Below are 21,531 nucleotides of genomic sequence, written 5' to 3'. Positions count from 1 at the left end.
CTTTTTCTAAGCTAAAACACGTTAGTTCAAGGAGAAGGCACGGAGCTTACAAGTGTAAGTGAGTACCTTCGACGCAGAAATCACGTGTTGTAGCGACGAAAAATTACTTTTTGTCGTCTTTAACTTCTTCAAACTCCGCGTCTACCACGTCGTCGTCTTGCTTAGGTTGTTCACCAGCGTCAGCACCAGCTTGTTCAGCTTGAGCTTTCTGTTGAGCAATTTCCATTAGCTTTTGAGCTGCTTGCATAAGTTCTTGAACTTTAGCGTCGATAGCTTCTTTGTCATCACCAGACTTAACTGATTCTAGAGCTTCGATAGCTGCTTCGATTTTAGCTTTCTCGTCTGCAGGTAGAGCTTCACCAGCTTCTTCTACTTGCTTCTTAGTGCCGTGAATCATTTGGTCAGCTTGGTTACGTGCAGTTACTAGCTCTTCGAACTTCTTGTCAGCTTCTTTGTTAGCTTCTGCTTCTTGAACCATTGCTTCGATCTCTTCCTCAGACAAACCGCCTGATGCTTGGATAGTGATCTTCTGCTCTTTACCTGTCGCTTTATCTTTAGCAGATACGTTCAGGATACCATCAGCATCTAGGTCGAATGTTACTTCAACTTGTGGCATGCCACGTGGTGCTGGTTGGATACCTTCTAGGTTGAACTGACCAAGAGACTTGTTGTAAGTCGCTTGCTTACGCTCACCTTGAAGAACGTGGATAGTTACTGCGCTTTGGTTGTCTTCAGCTGTAGAGAACACTTGATCCGCTTTAGTAGGGATGGTTGTGTTTTTCTCGATAAGCTTAGTCATTACGCCGCCCATCGTTTCGATACCGAAAGATAGAGGAGTAACGTCTAGAAGAAGAACGTCTTTAACTTCACCAGCTAGTACACCACCTTGAACAGCAGCACCCATTGCAACAGCTTCGTCAGGGTTCACGTCTTTACGTGGCTCTTTACCAAAGAATTCAGTTACTTTAGCTTGAACCATAGGCATACGAGTCTGACCACCAACTAGGATAACGTCAGTGATTTCGCCTACAGATAGGTCAGCATCTGCTAGAGCAACTTTTAGTGGCTCAAGAGAACGTTGAACTAGGTCTTCAACTAGAGACTCAAGCTTCGCACGAGTCACTTTGATGTTCATGTGCTTAGGACCAGTAGCATCAGCAGTAACGTAAGGTAGGTTTACGTCAGTTTGAGTAGTAGAAGAAAGCTCGATTTTCGCTTTTTCTGCTGCTTCTTTAACACGCTGCATTGCTAGTGGATCAGCTTTAAGGTCGATACCTTGCTCTTTCTTGAACTCATCTACTAGGTAGTTGATCATGCGGTTATCGAAATCTTCACCACCAAGGTGAGTATCACCGTTAGTTGAAAGAACTTCGAAAGTCTTCTCGCCTTCTACTTCATCGATTTCGATGATAGAGATATCGAATGTACCACCACCAAGGTCGTATACAGCGATAGTGCGATCACCACCTTGCTTGTCTAGGCCGTAAGCCAGAGCAGCAGCAGTAGGTTCGTTGATGATACGTTTAACATCTAGACCAGCGATACGGCCAGCATCTTTCGTTGCTTGACGTTGAGCATCGTTGAAGTAAGCAGGAACAGTTACAACTGCGCCAGTTACTTCTTCGCCTAGAAAGTCTTCAGCTGTTTTCTTCATTTTCTTAAGAACTTCAGCAGATACTTGAGGAGCAGCCATTTTTTGGCCTTGCGCTTCAACCCATGCATCACCGTTATCAGCTTTAACAATGTTAAAAGGCATGATTTCGATATCGCGTTGAACTTCTTCATCTTCAAAACGACGACCGATTAGACGCTTAATTGCGTATAGCGTGTTTTGAGGGTTAGTAACTGCTTGACGTTTCGCAGGTTGACCAACTAGCGTCTCGCCTTCAGTGTATGCGATTACCGATGCTGTTGTGCGTTCGCCTTCAGCATTTTCTAATACGCGTGGTTTGTCACCGTCAAGAACAGCAACACAAGAGTTAGTAGTACCTAAATCAATACCAATGATTCGACCCATCAGGCTTTCTCCGAATAAATTCTATTTAGTTTTTTGCTATACCCACTATGTGGGGGGTAGTAATCAGGGATTCAACCCTAATACACAAAATTTAAATGCAAATGTATTTTGCTTTCGTATGCACCATAGATAAGGGCTGCAAACTAGTTTTCAAGGGAAATAGGTAAAAAAAATCTATTTTTCCCCCTATCTTTCTACTTAAAGGTAAAAAGTGGCTTACCCCTTACTACTTAAGGCTCGAAAGTTGACATCTTCACGCGCTAATCTTCATAAATAAAATGCCTCCCCTATTCTATCTCGCATAAAAAAAGACCTTCAAATGAAGGTCTTTTTCAAACAACTGTACCGTCCTAAATATGGTTGACACATTTCCAACATGAAATTGGAGAGTGTCATGAAAACAACAAGTAGACGTACTCAACGAGATTATTCTCTTGCCTTTAAATTGGCAGTCGTAAGCCAAGTTGAAAAAGGCGAAATGACTTATAAGCAAGCTCAAGAACGTTATGGGATCCAAGGTCGCTCTACCGTTTTAGTTTGGCTTCGCAAACATGGTCAACTAGATTGGTCTAAAGGAACAGAACAATCGAGAGCGTTAGGAGCGACTATGTCAAACTCTTCCTCAACTCAAACCCCAGAGCAACGAATCAAAGAACTCGAGCAGCAATTAGAAGAGACTCAGCTCAAAGCTGAGTTCTTTGAAGCGGTTGTAAAAGTCATGGATCGAGATTTCGGTGTCCGAATCTCAAAGAAGCGCAAGGCCGAGTTATTAAGGAAAAAACGGTCAGAAAGTTGACCGTCACTAAAGCTTGTCACTTCATCGGTATTACACGACAAGCTTTCTACAAGCGCTGTGTTACAGAAATTCATCAGACAAAGAAAGATGAATCAGTACTCGGTTTTGTGAAGGAGCAAAGGATGATGCACCCTCGTATAGGGGCTCGTAAGATCAAGTATTTACTTGCTCAGAATGATATTGAAATCGGTCGAGACCGCTTATTTTCTCTGCTGAGAATGAATCGATTATTAGTGCCGAATCGAAGGGCTTATCATCGAACCACAAACAGTAATCATCGCTTTTACTGCCATCCAAATCGAATCAAAGAAGGCTTAATACCGGAAAGACCAGAGCAATTATGGGTTGCAGATATTACTTATCTAGCAACGCGGTGTGGTAGTACTTATCTCAGTTTAGTGACGGACGCTTACTCAAGAAAAATCGTGGGCTATCACATAGGTGATGATATGAAAGCTCGCACGGTCAAGCAGGCCTTTTTAAACGCGTTGAAAGAGCGGAAGAATACAGGTGAGCTTGTACATCACTCAGATCGAGGTGTTCAATACTGCTCTGTGGAATACCAAGAGTTGCATCGACAGTATGATGTATCTTGCTCAATGACTGATGGCTATGACTGTTATCAGAATGCGTTGGCGGAGAGGATCAACGGAATATTGAAGATGGAGTATCTGTTGAATAAGCCTAATGATTTAGATGAAGCAAAGAAAATGGTCGCCGAATCAGTAAAAATCTATAATGAATATAGGCCTCACACCGCTCTAAAATACAAAACGCCCGATGAAGTACATCGAGCGTTTTAGTCAATCAAGTGTCAACCCATATCAGGACGGGTCAAACGAGTCGAACCGTTATTGATTAAGAACTAACTGGTAGAAGCTTGCTTGGGTGTAGTCACCCGCTTCCATGCCACGCCACTCACAGGCAGAACTCGACTTCTTCGTATTACACTGGTTATACGCACCCGCTTTGAAGTACATCCAATCTTGACCATAGCCAAGATCGATATCATGCCCCTGATATTTGCCCTTTGCCAAGTCAACATCATAGGTCTTCACAATAGGATCGGCTGAGTTTGGATTCTTCGTAAAGGTTAAGTGCATGATGTTATCTTTGATATTCACATCGTATGAGAACACTTCACCTAGCTTGATACCATCTGTGGGATCTGAGCTGCCTTTTTTCAGATTGTATTGGCCAAATACATCATGGCGAATGTCTTTACGAAGCTTCTTACCATTTTCATCCTTCGCATTCTTCATCTCTGTCGGCGGATTTAATTCATAGTTCCACGTTAACGAACCATGCTCATGTTCTGGCAGTTTACGGTAAACAATTTTCAGAGGTTCATTATCCGAGCCGTGGATTTGACCGATTACGACTGAGAATGCGCCTGTTTTTTTATAGTTACCGCTGGTGCTTACCTGATCAACAGAAAGTGTCGCCGTCATCTGCCCACCGATAGAACCAAACTCTTCAGCGTTCTCATGGCTTGAAATAGCGAAATTGTTACTCGGAGCAGAGTAGCTATCCGCTAGCATTGCTCTTAGTTCACTGCGAGTATTCTTACTGTTTGGCGTTGTGGGTGCCGTATTAGGAGCCACAAACACCATCGCTCCAGAGTCCGAATCCGTGTAGAACCATTTAGGGTGAACGTAAGGGGTGTCTACATTCGACAGTTCTTTCTTACCTATCTCTAACGTTTTGCCTTTTCTAGAACCTTCAGTCGTCAGCTCCGGTAAGTTAATTTTCCATTTAGATAAATCGAAGTTTTGGGCAGGCGCTTTTGCAGGATCAAGGTCAAACTGTTGACCAACATCGTGATTAGAAGCAAGAGCCGGAGCCGCTAAAAGACTTGCCGTTAGTAAGCTAAGGTAAGACAACTTCATTATTTGGTTTCCTTTATGTCGTCAGAATGTAGGTTGCCAAAACAATAAAATAATATTGTATTATTATATGTGATCAAGGTTAAATATTGAAAATTGATGATCGATACGATTCGAATAAAGATAGAAAATGAGACTTAACGCCAGCTCCTTCCTCTTTGACTCACTCCTCTTTAACCAACTTATCCCATAACACCAAAGCACCGATCAGCAGACACAAAAAAGCCCCGCTCCAATTGGGCGAGGCTTCTGATTATCGAATTCTTAATTAAGAATTATGCTTCTGCTTTCTTTAGCTCAGCTTCTTCGTTAGCTTCAACGCCAATTTCGTTTTCAGATTTCGCTACGATAGTGTTAACCGCAGTATCACCAACAACGTTAGAAGAAGTACAGAACATGTCACAGATACGGTCAACAGCAGCAACAATCGCTAGACCTTCTGGTGGCAAACCTAGTTGGTGCAATAGAACACCGACCATAACCACACCGCCACCAGGAACACCACCAGCACCGATAGACAGTAGCAAGATAGTTAGACCCAGAGTGAAGATGTCAGCAGTGTTGATAGGCTGACCAAATGCGTTTGCTACGAACATTGTTGCTAGTGCGATGTAGATAGACACACCAGACATGTTCATTGTTGCACCCAGTGGTACACCGAAACCTGCTACTGACTTAGATACGTTCAGTTTGTCAGTTAGAGTGCGCATTGTTACTGGAATTGTCGCGTTCGAACTTGCTGTAGATAGTGAGAATAGAACTTGCTCACGAGTTGCACGTAGGAACTGCTTTGGAGAAATACCAGTGAATGAACCAACCATCATTGGGTAGAAGAAGAAAATCCAGAACACAAGCATTGCTACAACAAGCGCTACATAGCCAGCAACTGACATTAGCGTGTTTGCATCAAGTGTTGCACCTAGTTGAATCATCAGAGCAAATACACCGTATGGCGCAAGGCTCATTACTAGGCCGATAAGTTTCATCATGATTTCGTTAGCCATCTTGAACGTCTTGATAGCTGGGCCACCACGAGAATCAAGAGCTTGGATAGCAAGACCAGTCAGAATAGCCATGAAGATGATTTGTAGCATGTCGCCACTTGCAAATGCTTCTACAGGGTTGCTAGGAACGATGTTAACAACAAGAGAGAAGATATCTGGCGTTTCAGTTGTTGTAAGCGCAATTGTCTCAGAAACTGTACCCGCTAGATTCGCACCAGCACCCGGTTGGAAAATAAGACCAATCGTTAGAGCTGCTGAAATCGCAATGATGGTGTTAATAATGTAAAGACCAAAGGTTTTACCACCAAGACGACCAAATGAACGAATATCTTTTAGCTCAACGATACCGCAAACAATAGATACGTATACAAGAGGTACTACAAGCAACTTGATAAGTGATACGAACATACCACCAGCACCTTCAGCTGCGCCGAGTAGGTACGTATCAAAAATAGCAATACCGCTGAATAGGTACTGAATAGCAGTACCAATAATTAGGCCAGCAAACAAGCCTAAAAAAATCTTACTTGAGAGCGATTTATCCATCGTTCTTCTCCAGTTTGTTGTGTTTAAAATTTGTACTTTTATAGTTATATATGCGACTAAAATCGCTATATCGCAGTGGATTTTACATACAAAGATAACAATTAAAAGCATTTATTTACAAAAACATTACAAGTGTGACATCGAAACATTTCTCAATTAACAACCAGTTTCATAATATAAAACTCTAAATCGTTGATCTGGATAAAATAAAAAGAACGGCATTCTTAATGCGATTTTGATGACTATTTACGTGGACTCTCAAGTTACAGGCATAAAAAAAAGAGAGGCATATGCCTCTCTTTTCATTTCACGTTAACCAGTGAATTATTTTGTCGCCGCTATTTTGTTACTTCACAATTGCAACAATCAACTGCTCAGCAAACGGCAACTCAATTACTTAGCAACCATTACCATTGCAGGGCGAATAACACGGCCGTTAAGCTCGTAGCCTTTCTGCATAACAAACATCACAGTGTTTGACTCGTGGTCTGGGCTTTCTTGAATAGACATTGCTTGGTGGTATTCAGGGTTGAATGCTTCACCTTCAGGGTTGATCTCTGTAAGACCAAATTTAGCCACTGTGTCTACGAACGTTTTGTGCGTTAGCTCAACGCCTTCAAGAATTGGCTTAACCGCTTCGTTCTCAGCATCTGCAGCTTGTACTGCACGCTCTAGGTTATCGATAACAGGCAGTAGGCCTTCAGCGAATTTGTTTAGCGCGTATTTACGTGCTTTATCCACTTCTTGCTCAGTACGACGACGCATATTCTCAACTTCAGCTTTAGCGCGTAGTACAGAATCTTGCTGCTCTTTCACTTTAGATTCGCTAGAAAGCAGTGCAGCTTCTAGTTGAGCGATTTTTGCTTCTTGCTCATCAACAGACTCTTCATTCAGCTCAGCTTCTTCAACTTTCTCAGCTTCAGCAATGATTTGATCTAGCTCTTCTTCCGTTACTTTGTTTTCTTCGTTGCTCATGATCTCTCCAGAATTCGTTTTCAATGCAAGTGACAGGTGTGTTTGCACCCCAAATTGATATAAAACACTCGCATAGACGTTCAACTTGCCTTTATTATGGGGATGAAGAATTTTGATTCAAGCCTAATTCGTTTGGAAACGTTATGAAAAAGCCATTTGAAGTCATTGCCATTATCGGTAAACCTCGAGATCAGCAAGCAATTCAGACTCATAGAGAGCTCTATCAGTGGTTAAGTGCTGAGGGTTACCAAGTGTTTGTTGATGACAGACTCGCCACAATTTTAGACGATATCCCCAAAGATCATTTTTCTAGCCTAATTGAACTAGGAAAACGTGCCGATCTCGCGATTGTAGTCGGTGGCGACGGCAATATGTTGGGTGCCGCTCGTATTTTGTCGCGTTTCGATATTTCAGTCATCGGTGTTAACCGAGGCAATTTAGGTTTTCTGACAGACCTGAACCCTGAAAACTTCCAAACCTCACTCACCGATGTACTTAAAGGTGAGTTTATGGAAGAAGAGCGATTCCTACTCGAAACAGAGATACATCGTCACGGGCAAATAAAAAGCCATAACGCGGCACTCAATGAAGCCGTACTTCACCCAGGTCAAGTCGCGCACATGATCGAGTTTGAGGTGTATATCGATGACAGCTTCGCCTTCTCACAACGTTCTGATGGCTTGATAGTCTCAACACCGACAGGTTCAACGGCCTACTCGCTTTCAGGCGGCGGCCCTATTCTGTCATCAAGCCTAAATGCTATTTCATTAGTGCCAATGTTCCCGCACACCCTTTCAAGCCGACCATTAGTGGTTGATGGAAAGCGTCGAATCAAGCTTATCGTCTCGCCTGATAACCGAGGCACTCAAGAAGTTAGCTGCGATGGTCAAATCTCGCTGCCTGTTTCCCCTGGCGATGAGATCCACATTTATCAAAGCCCTAATGTGCTCAAGCTGATCCACCCTAAAGACTACAACTACTACCATGTCTTGCGTAACAAACTAGGTTGGTCGAGTAAGCTGTTCTAAAAAACAAAAGCTCCAGTAATAACTGAAAACTTGAAAGGCTGACGTATTCGTCAGCCTTTTTTATTGCCTAACAAAAGCCCGCCATCTCTATCTTCACGCCAATCTATCACATCGTCATTCCCAAGAGGGAGGAACGACTGATTTGGGAATCTATAGCAGTTTCAGTGATCTACAGACAACCTCAATTCTGAGAGCTATCACAAAAAAATTTCACCTGCCGACTTTACTGTATAAAGAAACAGTATATACTGAGCTTATATACAGTATTGTTCAGTTATACAGGTAAATAAAAATGCTGGCTCATCTAAGTGTTAATAATTTCGCTATTGTTAAGTCTTTACAGCTAGAACTCTCTAAAGGCATGACAACAATCACCGGTGAAACGGGTGCAGGTAAATCTATCGCTATCGACGCTTTAGGCTTGTGTCTTGGAGGAAGATCTGATGCAGGAATGGTTCGACAAGGTGAAGAAAAAACCGAAGTCAGTGCTGCTTTTTTACTTGAGAACAATCTGCATGCTACCCGCTGGTTAGAAGACAATGAACTGCTTGATGGCGGTGAATGTATCCTACGCAGAACCATCTCTAAAGAAGGTCGTTCTCGCGCATTCATCAACGGCAGCCCTGTCCCTCTTTCACAATTAAAGTCTCTAGGCCAACTGCTGATCAATATTCATGGCCAACACGCGCACCACCAGCTGATGAAAAGTGACTATCAAATGGCCATGCTTGATCAATACGCAGGTCACTTGAACCTATTGAAATCGACACGTAACGCTTACCAATCATGGCGACAAGCCGATAACCACTTAAAAGAGTTACGTGAAAATAGCCAGCAAAACCAAGCTCAAAAACAACTTCTTGAATACCAAATCAAAGAGTTAAATGAGCTGTCTATTGGGGAGGAAGAATATGAAGACCTCGAACAAGAGCATAAGCGCCTCTCCAATAGCGGAGAACTGGCCACAACCTGCCAACAAGCTATCGAGCTTATTTATGAAGGCGAAGAAGTTAATGCGCTTGGTATTCTGCAATCGGCCAATAACTCCTTAATTCAGTTAGCTGAGCTAGACGAAAGATTGGCTGAGTTACCGAGCTTATTGTCTGAAGCCATTATTCAGATTGAAGAGACCAATAACGAGTTAAGAACATACCTAGATGGTATTGATGTCGATCCCGGTCGTATGGCTTACGTTGAAGAGCGCTTCTCTAAAGTGATGTCGATGTCTCGTAAGCACCACGTGTTACCAGAAGAGCTTTATAAGCACCATCAAGACTTATTACAACAAGTTGAAGCGCTGGATTGCTCGGATGAAAAGTTGGAAGAATTAGCAAACGAGGTAGAAAACCAATACCAGTATTTCGTGGCTAAATCAGAGAAGCTTCATAAATCTCGAACTCGTTACGCAAAAGAGCTTAACAAGCTGATCACGCAAAGCATGCACGAACTGAGTATGGAAAAAGCACAGTTTGCCATTGAAGTGAACAACACCAACACACACCCTTCCCCATTGGGTATGGATAACGTGACCTTCATTGTTTCGACCAACCCAGGTCAACCAATGCAACCCATTGCTAAAGTGGCTTCTGGTGGCGAGTTATCACGAATCTCACTAGCGATTCAGGTGATCACAGCGCAAAAAGTGGATACACCAAGCCTGATTTTCGATGAGGTCGATGTGGGTATCAGTGGACCAACCGCTGCAGTTGTCGGAAAAATGCTTCGAAAACTGGGCGAATCTACGCAAGTGATGTGTGTGACGCATTTACCTCAAGTTGCCGGTTGCGGTCACCAACAGCTGTTTGTTGCGAAGAACACGAAATCAGGTAAAACCGAGACTCAAATGCACACGCTTGATGAACAACAACGCATTTCAGAGCTTGCTCGACTGCTTGGTGGCAGCCAAATAACCGAATCGACACTGGCCAACGCAAAAGAGTTATTGATCGCAGCTTAGGTTACATATTCGGCAACTTTCTGATAATTTACCGAAAATTCTTGGCAATTTTGCAACTTAATTCAAAATTGCCAGTCATAACAAGCTCAAAGCGCAAGGAGCTTTTTACTTCTTGCTGGAGCTTGTTTATTATCAGGCAGTATTTTAGCGAAGAAAGATCTCAAACTATGCGAATTAAAAAGTGGTTAGTTGCAGTTCCACTTGCACTAACAATGTTGACCGGTTGCTCTCTACTAGAGAAGTTGGTTTATCGAATTGACATCAATCAGGGTAACTATGTTGAACAAGAAGCTGTCGATCAGCTCAAGTTTGGCATGACAAAAACACAAGTTCGTTACGTTATGGGCTCACCTATGCTTATCGAAAATGGCTACCCAGATACGTGGTACTACATTTACCACCACCAAAAAGGCCATAACGACCCTATTCAGAAAAACCTTGTCGTGAACTTTGATGCCACTGGTACTCTAGTCACGATCAATGGTGATTTTGAAGCCAGTGATGAGTTCTTCGAAAGCCTTCGCTAGCTTTCCAGTCAACAAAGCTCTTAGTCGACAACGCTATCAGCAGATAAAGCTATCAGTCGACAAAACTCTCCGTCGACAAAATAAGAATCGCAAAAGCCTGCTCACACGAGCAGGCTTTTTAATATCTACTAACAAGTTAGCTACGTTGTCTAACCAACAGGCACAAAAAAGCTCGCCAATATAGCGAGCTCTCTTCTTAGTCGAATTTTTTTAGCATTACGATTTAGCCGCTGCTGCTTTCGCTTGCTCAGCACGCTTACGGCGAATCTCTTTTGGATCGGCCAATAGTGCACGATAGATTTCGATACGATCTTTATCGCGAACCGTCGCATCTAGCTTAACGTTGCGGCTGAATACGCCGACCTTGTTTTTCGCTAAGTCGATTTCTGGATACAGTTCCAAAACACCAGACTGCGCAATAATCTCTTCCACAGTCGCGTTTTTGTTCACCACCAAGGTAAACACACGCTGCTCGTGCGGAAGCGCAAACACAACCTCTACGTGGATCATATCCGATTCAATAGTCATGACTTAATAAACCTGTTTCGCGCGTTGAGTAAAAGCACTGACCATATTGCTCGTCAGCTCATTGAAAACCTTACCAAATGCCATTTCAATCATTCGGCTAGAGAATTCAAATTCCAACTTGAGCTCAACCTTACACGCTTGCTCATCGAGCGGAGTAAAATACCAACCACCCTGCAGTTTTTTGAACGGGCCGTCCACCAGTTCCATCAAGATCTCAGTGCCATCCGCTAAACGATTAGAAGTAGTAAATGTTTTGCTGATACCCGCTTTAGAGACATCAACCGAAGCTACCATAGTTGAATCTGAAGATTCGATCACACGTGAACCAGAACACCCTGGCAAAAACTCGTGATAACGAGCAACATCATTGACCAAGCTGAACATCTGATCGGCACTAAACGACACTAATGCTGAACGAGTAACCTTTGGCATATAGACTCCTGTTAAAGACAGCGTTACATTAACACAAACTGCAATTTTAATTGTATTGGGCCAGAGCGCAAATAAAAAGGATTCCCCAACTAGGGTGCAATCCGTATAATGAGGCCATTATGGCAAAGAATAAATCAAAATCAAAAGCCGGTAGCAATACCATTGCGCTTAATAAGAAAGCTCGCCACGAATATTTCATCGATGATGAGATAGAAGCGGGGCTTGAGCTACAAGGCTGGGAAGTAAAATCCCTACGTGAAGGCAAAACCAATATCGCAGAAAGCTACGTCTACATCCGAGACGGCGAAGCATTCATCAGTGGTATGACGATCACTCCGCTTACTCAAGCGAGTACTCATATCGTGGCGAACCCAACACGCATCCGTAAACTACTAATGTCGAGAAAAGAACTCGATAACCTTATCGGTCGTATTAACCGTGAAGGCATGACACTTGTCGCAACCGCGCTTTACTGGTCTCGCTCTTGGGCGAAGATTAAAGTTGGCGTAGCGAAAGGTAAAAAGCTGCACGATAAACGTACTGATATGAAAGAAAAAGATTGGGCGAGAGATAAAGCACGAATTATGAAGAGTAATTTGCGTTAATTTTAAGCACTTAAACGCACAGTGCTAGACAGGCAAAGCTTTTCTGGTACTATGCAAATAACACTTGGGGCTGATTTAGGATTCGACAGGAATTTTGAAGTCTGAGGTGCATGCCGTGGGGCGGTTGGCCACGTTAAAAGCCGCAAAAAAATAGTCGCAAACGACGAAAACTACGCACTAGCAGCTTAATAACCTGCTCAGAGCTCTCTTACCCTAGCTTCCGCTCGTAAGACGGGGACCAATAAGAGATCAAACCCAAACTAGCTAGCGCGGATTCTCCCACCTGAGAGGAAAAGCGCGAATAACAATTCAGGTTAGCCTTTAACTAGCGTGTCGGTTCGCAGGTTGCTGGTGAAATTAAAGATCGACTAAGCATGTAGTACCAATGATGAATGATTTTTGGACGCGGGTTCAACTCCCGCCAGCTCCACCAAACGTTTGGAAAGGGCCAACTCGAAAGAGTTGGCCCTTTTTTTATCTTTATTTTACTTGCCATAACATGACAAATCACATTGCTAACAATGAGTTACCATTAGCACGTCGACAATAAAACCAGACGCTTAATAAAAAACCACACATCCCATTGCTGAAATGTGTGGCCGTTTAGAGCTGCTTTACTGCGAACTAAAGCTGGTTTAGGTGTTAATCCATCTCGCCCAGCAAGTAATTTTCATCACTGCTCACTACCGCGCCGTGTTTCAGGAAGTTCTTACCTAGGATCATGCTGTATTCGAAGCGTGAACGATCTTGAAGGTTCACTCTCACCTTCTTCTCTAAATCGCCGAGCTTAACGTTCATTTCTACCACAGGGCGAATATTCACCTTCTCGCCTTTCTTGGCTTTGATGCGCATTACATCGATCACTGGCTTGGTAAAGTCTTGCTTATCGCCTTGGTTGTTTTGATAAGTGAAGCTCACCATGTCTTGACCATCTTTCTTGAATCGTTTGATGTTGACGGCATTCATTGAACTCACATCGGCACCTGTGTCTAGCTTGGCAGGGAATGTCATGCCATTCACTTCAACGACTTCAATGTGCCCTACTTTAAACAATGGCTCGGCTTTTAATAGATAGTCAGAACGCGTGTTCACGTAAACACCTTCTTTCGCCATCTTCTTACCTAGAATGAAGTAGGCTTCTTTTTCATTGCTGTCTAGCACATCAATCGCGAAGTCTTGCTGACGAACTTTGCCAGAAACCGAAAATTCACCACTCACAACTGGGCGAGTATCATCCCCGACTCTTAATTTCTTAATCACAGGTTTGGTGACTTTTTGCTGTTCGCCATTGACGTCAGTTAAGTAGAACTCAACCGATGTATCTTTGCCCTTACCGATAATCTCAAAGCTATCAACCTTCAACAAAGGTGTATTGACAGTAAAAGAAGCCACGGCCTTAAGCGGGAAGTTATCAATCGTAATGTCTTCTTCTGGTGAGATAATTAAAGGGTCACCAGCCTCCGCCACATCGCTAAAGCTCTCTGAACCTTTTGAAAGGATATTTTCAGCGTTGGTATCAATCATAAAGAGTTCGCTGGCCGTATTGGTTCCCAACCTTAGCTGCGAGCTGCTGTTCGAGCGGTCACGTAAGTACACGAGAATATCTTTGGTTGTGTCCTCATCGAGTTGGACTGGTACGTATACCAGAGGTCTCTTTTTGCCGCTCACGCTCAGCATGCGAACCAGTGGCAATGTCATCTCTTTCTGCTTGCCATCGTTGTCGAACATATCAAACGTCACTTCACTGTTCTTTTTGTCTACGTCGATATTTTTTGCATGCAGAATGCTGTAGCGATTCTTTAGAGAGAAGGTTGCGTTCATCGCCATTCCAGAGATAGAAACCACCTCTTTACGACCAACAACCGTCGCGTTTTCTTGTTCTTGCAAATAGTCGTAGCCAGCGAACACTAGTGCGTTGTCAGCAAGAAAGGTTTTGCCGATCAGCACTGGTGCAGAGAAGTGACTTCTGTCCGTCAGGTTAACGTCTGTTTTTAATTCTTGATCAGCAATGGTCAGCGACATCTTCACCGTAGGACGAAGCAAAGGCGTGCTGCTGGTGCGGCTGCGTATCATACTGACACGCTCTAAAGGCGCTTCAATTAATACCATGTCGCCTGTGCGTGGGTTTTGAACCTTGAAAGACACAACCGCTTCATATTTCGCAAAGGTGCTGCCTTCCCAATCATCGTAATCAACATCGCTATTGTTCAACACATCTTCGGTTAACGCCGACATCAACTCTTTGTCTTTAAGGTTCTTGTAATCGGCATTCGTGCTCTTCACATGAATGTCTTCCGCATGCATAGAGGTAGTTTCTGCACCGGTATCGATTTTACCAATGAAAGGAACATCTTTTAGCCCTTGAACGCTCGATAGGTACACATTCTCTGTACGGCCTAATACCGCCTTACCATCGAGTTCGTAAGTCGGGTTTTGAGTGGTGTGTGAAGTGTCTGTAGCCAAAGAGTATTGTGAAAAAAGTAGAGTGCTTAAAAGAGTTAGAGCCAAAGGTATCTTTTTCATTAGTTGGTCCGTTGTGATCAGTTCACTAATAATACTGGCGATTCGGCAAGAAGTTCCTCCACCAGCAATGGTTCTCACATAACGTTTACGTTATGACTTTTTCAATGACAAACCGATGACTTTGCGCCGTATTACTTCATCAGTTATTGACTAATGGATACCCAATAACCTGTTCAATAGTCGATGTGATATTGAAGAAACGAATACAAAAAAGGCCAACGACAAGCGCTGACCTTAGCTATTCAAAACACACCTGAAGCGAGTTTAACTTGCTAAAACACAAACGGTTCTAGATAAACATAGCACTAAAAAGTACCAACTGTTTTCTTTGCACAGATAGCACGAGCTTTTTCTGCGCCCTCGCCTTTATTCTGATTAAAACATTGTCGATAAGATTCGACGTAACGCTCAAATAGCACTTTGGCTTCAGGTTGTGGTTTAGAGAGCAGTTGATTAACAAACTTCCTTGAGCCGACCTCAAAATGCTGAGTATCGATTGGGCTATTCCAATCCCCTCCCCAAATCATAAAGCCGTGATGGGCAAAAAGCTCAACCACATCTTCAGCCATGCCACTGCGTTCAATTTCATCACGCGCACGAAAGCGAGTACGGTTCACATAGCGGGTAGCCGATTGCGATGGCTTTACTGTGATGGTTCCGTTGCTATCGAACTCTAAGAAAGGGTTCTGAACCGGGTTGATGTCTATCGCCACACCATAGGCGTGTTTCGACCAACCACCTCCACCAGTGATAGGCCGAGCGTTAAAGGCACTGCTGTTGTTCGCATCCATTGAGGCGTTGTCGTCACCGTTAAACTCACGCATAAGGCGAGCAGAATGAAGCGGGAAATTGCGCTGTTTTAACTCTGAAAAGATTTGTTCAACTGAAGGTGCAATAACATCGAGCACAATCATATTGCCCTGTTGTGTTTCTCCTTTGAAGTTAATGAAATCGAAATCCACTTTGGATAGTCGCTCACAACCGACAGGCGCACCACTGCTCAAGACGTTGTTCTTTTTCATCATGTCGCATTGCCATTGAGATATAGGTGCAACTTGAGCATAACTCGCAGCACTGAAAACAATGGCCAGACAGCCGACAATAAAACGTTTCATATCAAAGACTCAAAATAATTAGAGTGGAAAGTAACAAGGGTTGGAAAATAGCATATTAAGCCAAGTGGAGTGCACGATTTGTTAACGCGGTTTATTCCAATAGACAATCTCTCGAACTTGTCCGTTCTGATCCGTGTCAGCTTCTCCACCAACATCAGAAGGCTCAGGTAAGGTCGATAATTGTGGAGCGTGATAGGCGATCAGCATAAGTACGAAAGCATCGTAAATATCATCTATCGCGACATCTTTACGTTTGGTGCTCGAAATCGCTAACGACAAGCTGTCACACCATTGCGGAGCCAGCCGTTGAATAACCGAAAGTCGTTCCTCTTTGCCCTCTTGAGTTCGCTTAGAAAACGCTAGCGGTTCCCCTTTCAAAGCTGCAAACACCACCTCAGGATGTGATTCCCTGATAGAAAGATTGGGATGAGTTTCAATGAGCTCATCAAGCTCGCGAACCTTGGGCACAATACCCCAAGTTTGCTTAGAGAACTTCTTACTCAGTTGCTCCACATTGGCATTACACGCCGCAATGTAATCGGTTTGGTAAACCGCCTCTCGGCACGGAACCGGAAACACAGAAGAACCGCGTTTACTCGTCAGGAATCGCCTTGCTGCTTTGTCGCATAATCGGTCTGGTGTGAGCGAGTCACTAAAACCAATAGGCATATCGATTAACGTTGTTGCTTCCGTAAGATCATCAACCAACTCATCTAGGGTCTTTACCACCTTGAACTCAGGTGGCTCATTGCCAGAGACAATCCAAGCGATCCAACCCGCCTTGCAGCCATCAATTCCGATATATTTCATTGTGTTCTCAAATTACGTGCTCATGTTATTTACGTACTGTCCCTAACTATCGGCTTTGAATCAACTTAACTCCGGTATATATACCCACAATGATACTCAACACAGAAAAAACACCCGCCAACGAGAGTACCGGCATCGCCACTAACAGCTGAGTATCATTCCCGCCACCAGCCATTACGGCGCCAAATCCCATGAGCACACCCGCAACCAAGTGTTTACCCAATCGACGTATAGAGCTCAACCTCAAAGAAAAAGATCCAGTAAACAACGCGGCACTGACCATTCCTACTAACAGCATGGCCATTAATATAAAACGCTCGCTGCTTGGCCAATCTTCAACTCTTCCATGCCAGAGTGAAGTTCCCATTGATTTCAATAAACCACTTGGCGTCCAATGCGGTTCATACAAGAAAACAAAGCCTGCCATTAACCCAATCCCCAACATTGAGAACCACAACTTGCGATTTACTGCATTCATGAAGTAGCAACTCACCACAATAATGAACGAAATGATCCCAAGGAATGCATATCGGGAAAAATCAGATAATACCAACCGAGATCCTTTTAACTCCGTCGGCAACACTGGAGCAAACAACAACCAAGCAACGAACCACCCTAATATGGTCGCCAACATAACCACTTCGCCACGAGCTAAACGACTCACCGTCGATACTCCACAACCACTGTTAATCGCCGCTCCGATACCAAACAAAAAACCGCCGAACAATGAAAACAGACTCGGCCAAAACGCAGAAGATAAAGATCGTCCTTCCACTGCCGATCCTAATGCCATAAACACCCAAGCCAATGAGCCACTAAACACAATCGCGACAATCAACATTGGTGATCCGCTTGTCGCCTCTTTAACTCCCCGAACCATGCAAAGGCCGGTAGTTTGGGCGAGATACCCCAACAAGAAGATGCAGAGTAAAGCGAGAATAAACAACATACATAGCCCCCGAATTGCATTGATTTTATTATTGTCGTTGGTTAAATATAGTCAGAACATCCAATAACAGCGTGCAAGGACAAGTCCGAACAGGGATAATTGTTTTGATAATTAACCGCCCTCAAGCACCCAGCCGATAAAAGACTAATGACCACATACTCGTACATAGACACCCCATTCAACCTGCGCCACACCTGTTGGTTTTGTGGTGAACCTTCCAATGATGTTGTTGAATTCCCTAAGACTGCACAGGCTATTGCCAAGATAGACTATTCACCGATTGCGCTGCCGGCTTGTAAGGAGTGCGCAAGTGTTAGGTATGCAAAAGATCTGACTTCAATTTGGGCTGTGCGCGATCAAATAAAACACGCACTCATCGATAAGTACGCAAAGCACTTAGGGATTGGTGAAAATTGGACGGAACAAGAGCTTATTGATTCTGACTTTTCAGGTTCAACACTTGGCGGGTTTGGGCGCAGTGCTTGGAAGATGTATCAAATCGCCAAGCAGCGAATCGACTATAAAGGCTGGCCTTTGTCGGTTGATGACATTGTAATCGAGGCCTACGACGAAACCTGTGGCTTTGAATTCGACGGTACTCGTTATGCTTCAATCAATTCGTGTATCGACTACTTCACCAAAGCTGCAGGGGTGGATAAAGAACTGTTATCGCAGCTTGTAGACATCGTTTCATCAGACCGTTTTAGCTACGCACTGCGAATCGCCAAGCTGAATAAAAACGTCTCCAATACCAAGCGCTCGGAGATCATCGAAGAGATTTTGCAGCAAGAGTCTGAACAAGAAGAGATACAGCTTGAGCAAGCCAATTCACTGTTCAACCCAAATGTCGAAGAGGTCAGCATTTCAGGTTCGACGGCTCCGGTGTTCGCTATTCAATGGGCAATGATGAATAACGTTAAAGATTTGGCTCACCTTTGCGCGCTTGAAGATGATTATTTTGACTATTTCGAGCATCTTGGTGGCCCAGCGGCTTTCATGTCTTATAACGGCCTACAACTCTACTTAGAGTCGCGACAAAACCCAGAATGGGTAGAAAAATCGGACCCAAATAAACAATATTGGTGATCATTAACCATTACTGGTGAACACGTGTAAGCTCGATAACCGTGTCAAACACCCATTGTTAGTCCTTGTTTTATATAAAGATCTAAAAATCACACCCTTTAACAGTTAATTGTTGCAATTCGGTTAAATAGAGTGAAAACTTCAAGCATCTAAAACTATTTAATCACTGCAATCTTGCGGTGAGTAAGGAGTGAATTGTGCTTGCTGTTCTTCGTATTATTTTGGCTACGGTGTTTATTATTTTCACCACCCTCTGTGCTTTTGTTTACTGCTTGTTTAGCCCCAAGAACCCTAAGCATGTGTACGTTTTCTGCCGTTGGTTCAATCAACTACAAAAGATCGTCGGTGTGAAACTGGTACAGCGTGGCCTAGACAATGCGCCGACGTCAGAAAAAAGCGTCTACATCTCTAATCACCAAAGCATATTAGACTTTGTGACTGACCCTGGAATGCTAAGACCTCGCACTGTTTCATTGGGCAAACGTGATTTGTTGTATGTGCCTTTCTTTGGTCTGCTGTATTGGATCACCGGTAACATCATGATTAACCGCGAAGATAAATCCAAAGCACGCGATACGATCAAGCAAGTGGCAGAAGCAATTCATCAGAGAGATCTGTCTGTTTGGGTTTACCCTGAAGGAACGCGCAGTAAAGGGCGTGGACTACTGCCATTCAAAACGGGCGCTTTCCGAATGGCGATTGAAGCCGGCGTGCCTATCACTCCGATGTGTACCAGCACCACGCACAATAAGATTGACCTCAACCGAGTTAATAATGGCATTGTGATCACCGAGATGCTTGAGCCTATCGATGTGACTGGGTACAAGCTCAGCGACGCAAGAGAATTGGCGAATCGCTGTCACGCATTGATGGCCGAAAAAATTGCACAGTTAGATGCTGAAGTCGCTCGTATAGAAGCACAGCAAAACCCAGAACTGGATTCAGACGGTTCTTCTACGAACTAACTCGCAACGAATACACTGAGTCATCGCTCAGTTACTTAAAAAGACACTCAACGATCGCAACTCTCATTGTTCTTGTTTTACATGCCGGCGCTTATCCGCAAAATAAAAACAGGCGTTAATGGCTTTATTGAGCAATGGGAGTAAACGATGGAAGTGATTCACCATGGCGGCAAACGTACTGTCACAGGATCTTGTCACGAACTAAGAGATTCAGGCCAATCGGTGCTCATCGATTGTGGCTTGTTTCAAGGTAAAGAGTCCCAAGGTTCGGACGCACGTCCTCTTGATATTGAATTTGAAACTTCCCACCTCAACGCTCTGCTGCTGACTCATACTCATATTGATCATATTGGTCGGTTACCTTGGTTGCTCGCCAGTGGCTTTAACCAACCGATTTATTGCACTCAGGCGACGGCTGAACTCGCCCCTTTAATGATTGAAGACGGACTAAAACTACAAGGGCTCAGCAATAAACAATCGAAGCTGATACTCAAAAAGATTCATGCTTTGATAGCTCCCAAGCCTTACGGGGAATGGTTTCCCATCACCTCCGCACAGCAAAACAACGGAAAGGATCATCATAGGCCAAATACTCTGTATGCTCGTTTTCAACCTGCTGGGCACATCTTAGGTTCGGCCTATATCGAGATTAAATTACCCAACCAAGAGGTGGTGGTCTTTTCTGGCGACTTAGGTCCAAGTAACACGCCACTGCTGCCCGATCCTAAATCACCACAACAAGCCGATTACCTATTTATTGAGTCGACTTACGGCACCAGTACACATGATGATATTGCTACACGCTCTGAACGTCTCAAAGCGATCATTGATCGGTCACTACTCGATGGTGGCGTCATCCTGATCCCGGCATTTAGTATCGGCCGAACACAAGAACTGTTGTTTGATATTGAAAACCTGATCTTTGAGCATCAACTCAGCAGCGATATTCCTATCATCCTCGATTCGCCTATGGCAGAAAAGGTGACGCGATCCTATCGACGCTTTAAAGAGTTATGGGGGCAAGAAGCCAAGCATCGCCTTGAACTGAAACGTCACCCACTCGCCTTTGAACAATGCATTACCGTTGATGGGCATCGAATGCACAAGAAAATCGTCAATCGCCTGCGTTCGACAGGTGAACCCGCGATTGTGGTCGCAGCCTCTGGAATGTGCCAAGGCGGCAGGATAATGAACTACTTATCCGCCTTACTTCCCGACAAACGAACCGATGTCATTTTAGCGGGGTACCAAGCACACGGAACGCTCGGGCGCGAGATCCAACAAGGCGAAAAACAGGTTTCTATTGATAACAAAGACGTTGAAGTTAATGCTCAGATCCATGGTATGTCTGGCTATTCTGCTCATGCTGATAAAGAGGACCTTAATCGATTTATAACAGGAATTCCCGTTCCACCAAAAGAGCTGCATTTGATACACGGAGAGCCAAATACTCAGTCTGAGTTCGCTCAAGAATTACTTAAACAAGGATTCAAGGTTGTTTGAAGTTGCGACCAAATTCGCGACTTCCCCTCTGATAAAGATTAAAACTGCCATAATCACATCCTCAAAAACGCAGCCACTTAGGCCTGCCCATAGATACGATGTCGGTGATATGTTCCAGCTTGCTCCATCCCACCACTCACATAACAGCCGTTCATGCTAAGCGGCCTTCACCGTTGTTTTTCTCAATTTCGTTTCTTCTTTACGCCTCAAATTTCCCTTTTTGTATTAATCACTATTTATTCACTCAGCCAAACGCCTAAAAATACAATCGATTGCATA

The 21,531-nt window shown here is 43.8% G+C and carries 18 protein-coding genes and 1 other RNA gene; 9 read left to right on the top strand and 10 right to left on the bottom strand.

Features of this window, described 5'->3' with window-relative positions:
* Positions 1 to 103 precede the first annotated feature (103 nt).
* Positions 104 to 2,017 carry a molecular chaperone DnaK gene (gene dnaK / locus QUF19_RS03250; protein WP_017110244.1) on the bottom strand — a complete coding sequence of 638 codons (1,914 nt, stop codon included), beginning with the start codon at positions 2,015 to 2,017 and terminating at the stop codon, positions 104 to 106.
* A 394-nt stretch (positions 2,018 to 2,411) separates the two neighbouring features.
* Between dnaK and QUF19_RS03245 the strand changes: the two genes are divergently transcribed.
* Positions 2,412 to 3,616, top strand: a protein-coding gene (locus tag QUF19_RS03245) for an IS3 family transposase (RefSeq protein ID WP_286295576.1) whose coding sequence is annotated in 2 segments (ribosomal slippage) — positions 2,412 to 2,799 and positions 2,799 to 3,616 — 1,206 coding nt in all. Because the reading frame shifts where the segments join, the coding sequence is not laid out codon by codon here.
* Positions 3,617 to 3,664: 48 nt separating this feature from the next.
* On the opposite strand, the gene QUF19_RS03240 is transcribed toward QUF19_RS03245, so the two are convergent.
* From QUF19_RS03240 to grpE, 3 genes are all read right to left on the bottom strand, one after another.
* The gene (locus tag QUF19_RS03240) at positions 3,665 to 4,702 is read right to left on the bottom strand and encodes a polysaccharide lyase family 7 protein (RefSeq protein ID WP_102436115.1); all 1,038 of its coding nucleotides are present in this window, start codon (positions 4,700 to 4,702) and stop codon (positions 3,665 to 3,667) included.
* Between the two features lie 272 nt (positions 4,703 to 4,974).
* On the bottom strand, positions 4,975 to 6,249 hold the full coding sequence (locus tag QUF19_RS03235) for a dicarboxylate/amino acid:cation symporter (protein WP_286295919.1): 1,275 nt from the start codon (positions 6,247 to 6,249) through the stop codon (positions 4,975 to 4,977).
* A gap of 393 nt (positions 6,250 to 6,642) precedes the next feature.
* Entirely contained in the window at positions 6,643 to 7,224 is a 582-nt protein-coding gene (gene grpE / locus QUF19_RS03230; protein WP_065104990.1) for a nucleotide exchange factor GrpE, read from the bottom strand.
* 143 nt (positions 7,225 to 7,367) lie between these two features.
* On the opposite strand from grpE, the gene nadK reads away from it, so the two are divergent.
* The 3 genes from nadK to bamE all read left to right on the top strand — a co-directional run bounded on the left by nadK (position 7,368) and on the right by bamE (position 10,736).
* Positions 7,368 to 8,252 carry an NAD(+) kinase gene (nadK, locus tag QUF19_RS03225; RefSeq protein WP_286295916.1) on the top strand — a complete coding sequence of 295 codons (885 nt, stop codon included), beginning with the start codon at positions 7,368 to 7,370 and terminating at the stop codon, positions 8,250 to 8,252.
* A 292-nt stretch (positions 8,253 to 8,544) separates the two neighbouring features.
* Positions 8,545 to 10,209, top strand: coding sequence for a DNA repair protein RecN (gene recN, locus QUF19_RS03220; RefSeq protein ID WP_286295913.1), 1,665 nt, complete (start codon positions 8,545 to 8,547; stop codon positions 10,207 to 10,209).
* Positions 10,210 to 10,376: 167 nt separating this feature from the next.
* Positions 10,377 to 10,736 carry an outer membrane protein assembly factor BamE gene (gene bamE, locus QUF19_RS03215; RefSeq protein WP_009848326.1) on the top strand — a complete coding sequence of 120 codons (360 nt, stop codon included), beginning with the start codon at positions 10,377 to 10,379 and terminating at the stop codon, positions 10,734 to 10,736.
* 216 nt (positions 10,737 to 10,952) lie between these two features.
* On the opposite strand, the gene QUF19_RS03210 is transcribed toward bamE, so the two are convergent.
* Both QUF19_RS03210 and QUF19_RS03205 read right to left on the bottom strand, forming a co-directional pair.
* Entirely contained in the window at positions 10,953 to 11,264 is a 312-nt protein-coding gene (locus QUF19_RS03210; RefSeq protein WP_004735158.1) for an RnfH family protein, read from the bottom strand.
* Between the two features lie 3 nt (positions 11,265 to 11,267).
* Positions 11,268 to 11,696 carry an SRPBCC family protein gene (locus tag QUF19_RS03205; protein WP_286295910.1) on the bottom strand — a complete coding sequence of 143 codons (429 nt, stop codon included), beginning with the start codon at positions 11,694 to 11,696 and terminating at the stop codon, positions 11,268 to 11,270.
* 119 nt (positions 11,697 to 11,815) lie between these two features.
* Between QUF19_RS03205 and smpB the strand changes: the two genes are divergently transcribed.
* Complete coding sequence (gene smpB, locus QUF19_RS03200) at positions 11,816 to 12,301, top strand: SsrA-binding protein SmpB (protein ID WP_004735156.1); 486 nt, start codon at positions 11,816 to 11,818, stop codon at positions 12,299 to 12,301.
* 66 nt (positions 12,302 to 12,367) lie between these two features.
* Positions 12,368 to 12,734, top strand: a transfer-messenger RNA (tmRNA) gene (gene ssrA / locus QUF19_RS03195).
* A gap of 209 nt (positions 12,735 to 12,943) precedes the next feature.
* Here ssrA and QUF19_RS03190 read toward each other — a convergent pair.
* From QUF19_RS03190 to QUF19_RS03175, 4 genes are all read right to left on the bottom strand, one after another.
* The gene (locus QUF19_RS03190; RefSeq protein WP_286295875.1) at positions 12,944 to 14,824 is read right to left on the bottom strand and encodes an ATP-dependent zinc protease family protein; all 1,881 of its coding nucleotides are present in this window, start codon (positions 14,822 to 14,824) and stop codon (positions 12,944 to 12,946) included.
* Between the two features lie 305 nt (positions 14,825 to 15,129).
* A complete protein-coding gene (locus QUF19_RS03185; protein WP_286295874.1) occupies positions 15,130 to 15,939 on the bottom strand; it encodes a M15 family metallopeptidase in 810 nt (269 codons plus the stop codon).
* Between the two features lie 81 nt (positions 15,940 to 16,020).
* Entirely contained in the window at positions 16,021 to 16,749 is a 729-nt protein-coding gene (locus tag QUF19_RS03180; protein ID WP_286295872.1) for a DUF429 domain-containing protein, read from the bottom strand.
* 46 nt (positions 16,750 to 16,795) lie between these two features.
* Positions 16,796 to 17,590 carry a YeeE/YedE thiosulfate transporter family protein gene (locus QUF19_RS03175; RefSeq protein WP_286295870.1) on the bottom strand — a complete coding sequence of 265 codons (795 nt, stop codon included), beginning with the start codon at positions 17,588 to 17,590 and terminating at the stop codon, positions 16,796 to 16,798.
* Positions 17,591 to 17,845: 255 nt separating this feature from the next.
* Between QUF19_RS03175 and QUF19_RS03170 the strand changes: the two genes are divergently transcribed.
* The 3 genes from QUF19_RS03170 (at position 17,846) to QUF19_RS03160 (ending at position 21,252) form a co-directional block, all read left to right on the top strand.
* Entirely contained in the window at positions 17,846 to 18,784 is a 939-nt protein-coding gene (locus QUF19_RS03170; protein WP_286295867.1) for a hypothetical protein, read from the top strand.
* Positions 18,785 to 18,981: 197 nt separating this feature from the next.
* Positions 18,982 to 19,749, top strand: a complete 768-nt coding sequence (locus QUF19_RS03165; RefSeq protein WP_286295865.1) for a 1-acylglycerol-3-phosphate O-acyltransferase — start codon at positions 18,982 to 18,984, stop codon at positions 19,747 to 19,749.
* Between the two features lie 147 nt (positions 19,750 to 19,896).
* Entirely contained in the window at positions 19,897 to 21,252 is a 1,356-nt protein-coding gene (locus QUF19_RS03160; protein WP_286295863.1) for an MBL fold metallo-hydrolase, read from the top strand.
* Positions 21,253 to 21,531: the final 279 nt, after the last annotated feature.

This window comes from Vibrio sp. FE10 (genome assembly GCF_030297155.1).
In the GTDB taxonomy this organism is placed as follows: Bacteria; Pseudomonadota; Gammaproteobacteria; order Enterobacterales; family Vibrionaceae; genus Vibrio; species Vibrio apostichopi.
Note: the sequence above shows the minus strand (reverse complement) of the source record. Positions and strands in the feature narration are given on the sequence as shown.

Excerpts from the sequence above, each read along its gene's own strand:
- dnaK (WP_017110244.1), bottom strand. The coding sequence starts at position 2,017 with ATGGGTCGAATCATTGGTATTGATTTAGGTACTACTAACTCTTGTGTT.
- QUF19_RS03240 (WP_102436115.1), bottom strand. The coding sequence starts at position 4,702 with ATGAAGTTGTCTTACCTTAGCTTACTAACGGCAAGTCTTTTAGCGGCT.
- QUF19_RS03235 (WP_286295919.1), bottom strand. The coding sequence starts at position 6,249 with ATGGATAAATCGCTCTCAAGTAAGATTTTTTTAGGCTTGTTTGCTGGC.
- grpE (WP_065104990.1), bottom strand. The coding sequence starts at position 7,224 with ATGAGCAACGAAGAAAACAAAGTAACGGAAGAAGAGCTAGATCAAATC.
- nadK (WP_286295916.1), top strand. The coding sequence starts at position 7,368 with ATGAAAAAGCCATTTGAAGTCATTGCCATTATCGGTAAACCTCGAGAT.
- recN (WP_286295913.1), top strand. The coding sequence starts at position 8,545 with ATGCTGGCTCATCTAAGTGTTAATAATTTCGCTATTGTTAAGTCTTTA.
- bamE (WP_009848326.1), top strand. The coding sequence starts at position 10,377 with ATGCGAATTAAAAAGTGGTTAGTTGCAGTTCCACTTGCACTAACAATG.
- QUF19_RS03210 (WP_004735158.1), bottom strand. The coding sequence starts at position 11,264 with ATGACTATTGAATCGGATATGATCCACGTAGAGGTTGTGTTTGCGCTT.
- QUF19_RS03205 (WP_286295910.1), bottom strand. The coding sequence starts at position 11,696 with ATGCCAAAGGTTACTCGTTCAGCATTAGTGTCGTTTAGTGCCGATCAG.
- smpB (WP_004735156.1), top strand. The coding sequence starts at position 11,816 with ATGGCAAAGAATAAATCAAAATCAAAAGCCGGTAGCAATACCATTGCG.
- QUF19_RS03190 (WP_286295875.1), bottom strand. The coding sequence starts at position 14,824 with ATGAAAAAGATACCTTTGGCTCTAACTCTTTTAAGCACTCTACTTTTT.
- QUF19_RS03185 (WP_286295874.1), bottom strand. The coding sequence starts at position 15,939 with ATGAAACGTTTTATTGTCGGCTGTCTGGCCATTGTTTTCAGTGCTGCG.
- QUF19_RS03180 (WP_286295872.1), bottom strand. The coding sequence starts at position 16,749 with ATGAAATATATCGGAATTGATGGCTGCAAGGCGGGTTGGATCGCTTGG.
- QUF19_RS03175 (WP_286295870.1), bottom strand. The coding sequence starts at position 17,590 with ATGTTGATTGTCGCGATTGTGTTTAGTGGCTCATTGGCTTGGGTGTTT.
- QUF19_RS03170 (WP_286295867.1), top strand. The coding sequence starts at position 17,846 with ATGACCACATACTCGTACATAGACACCCCATTCAACCTGCGCCACACC.
- QUF19_RS03160 (WP_286295863.1), top strand. The coding sequence starts at position 19,897 with ATGGAAGTGATTCACCATGGCGGCAAACGTACTGTCACAGGATCTTGT.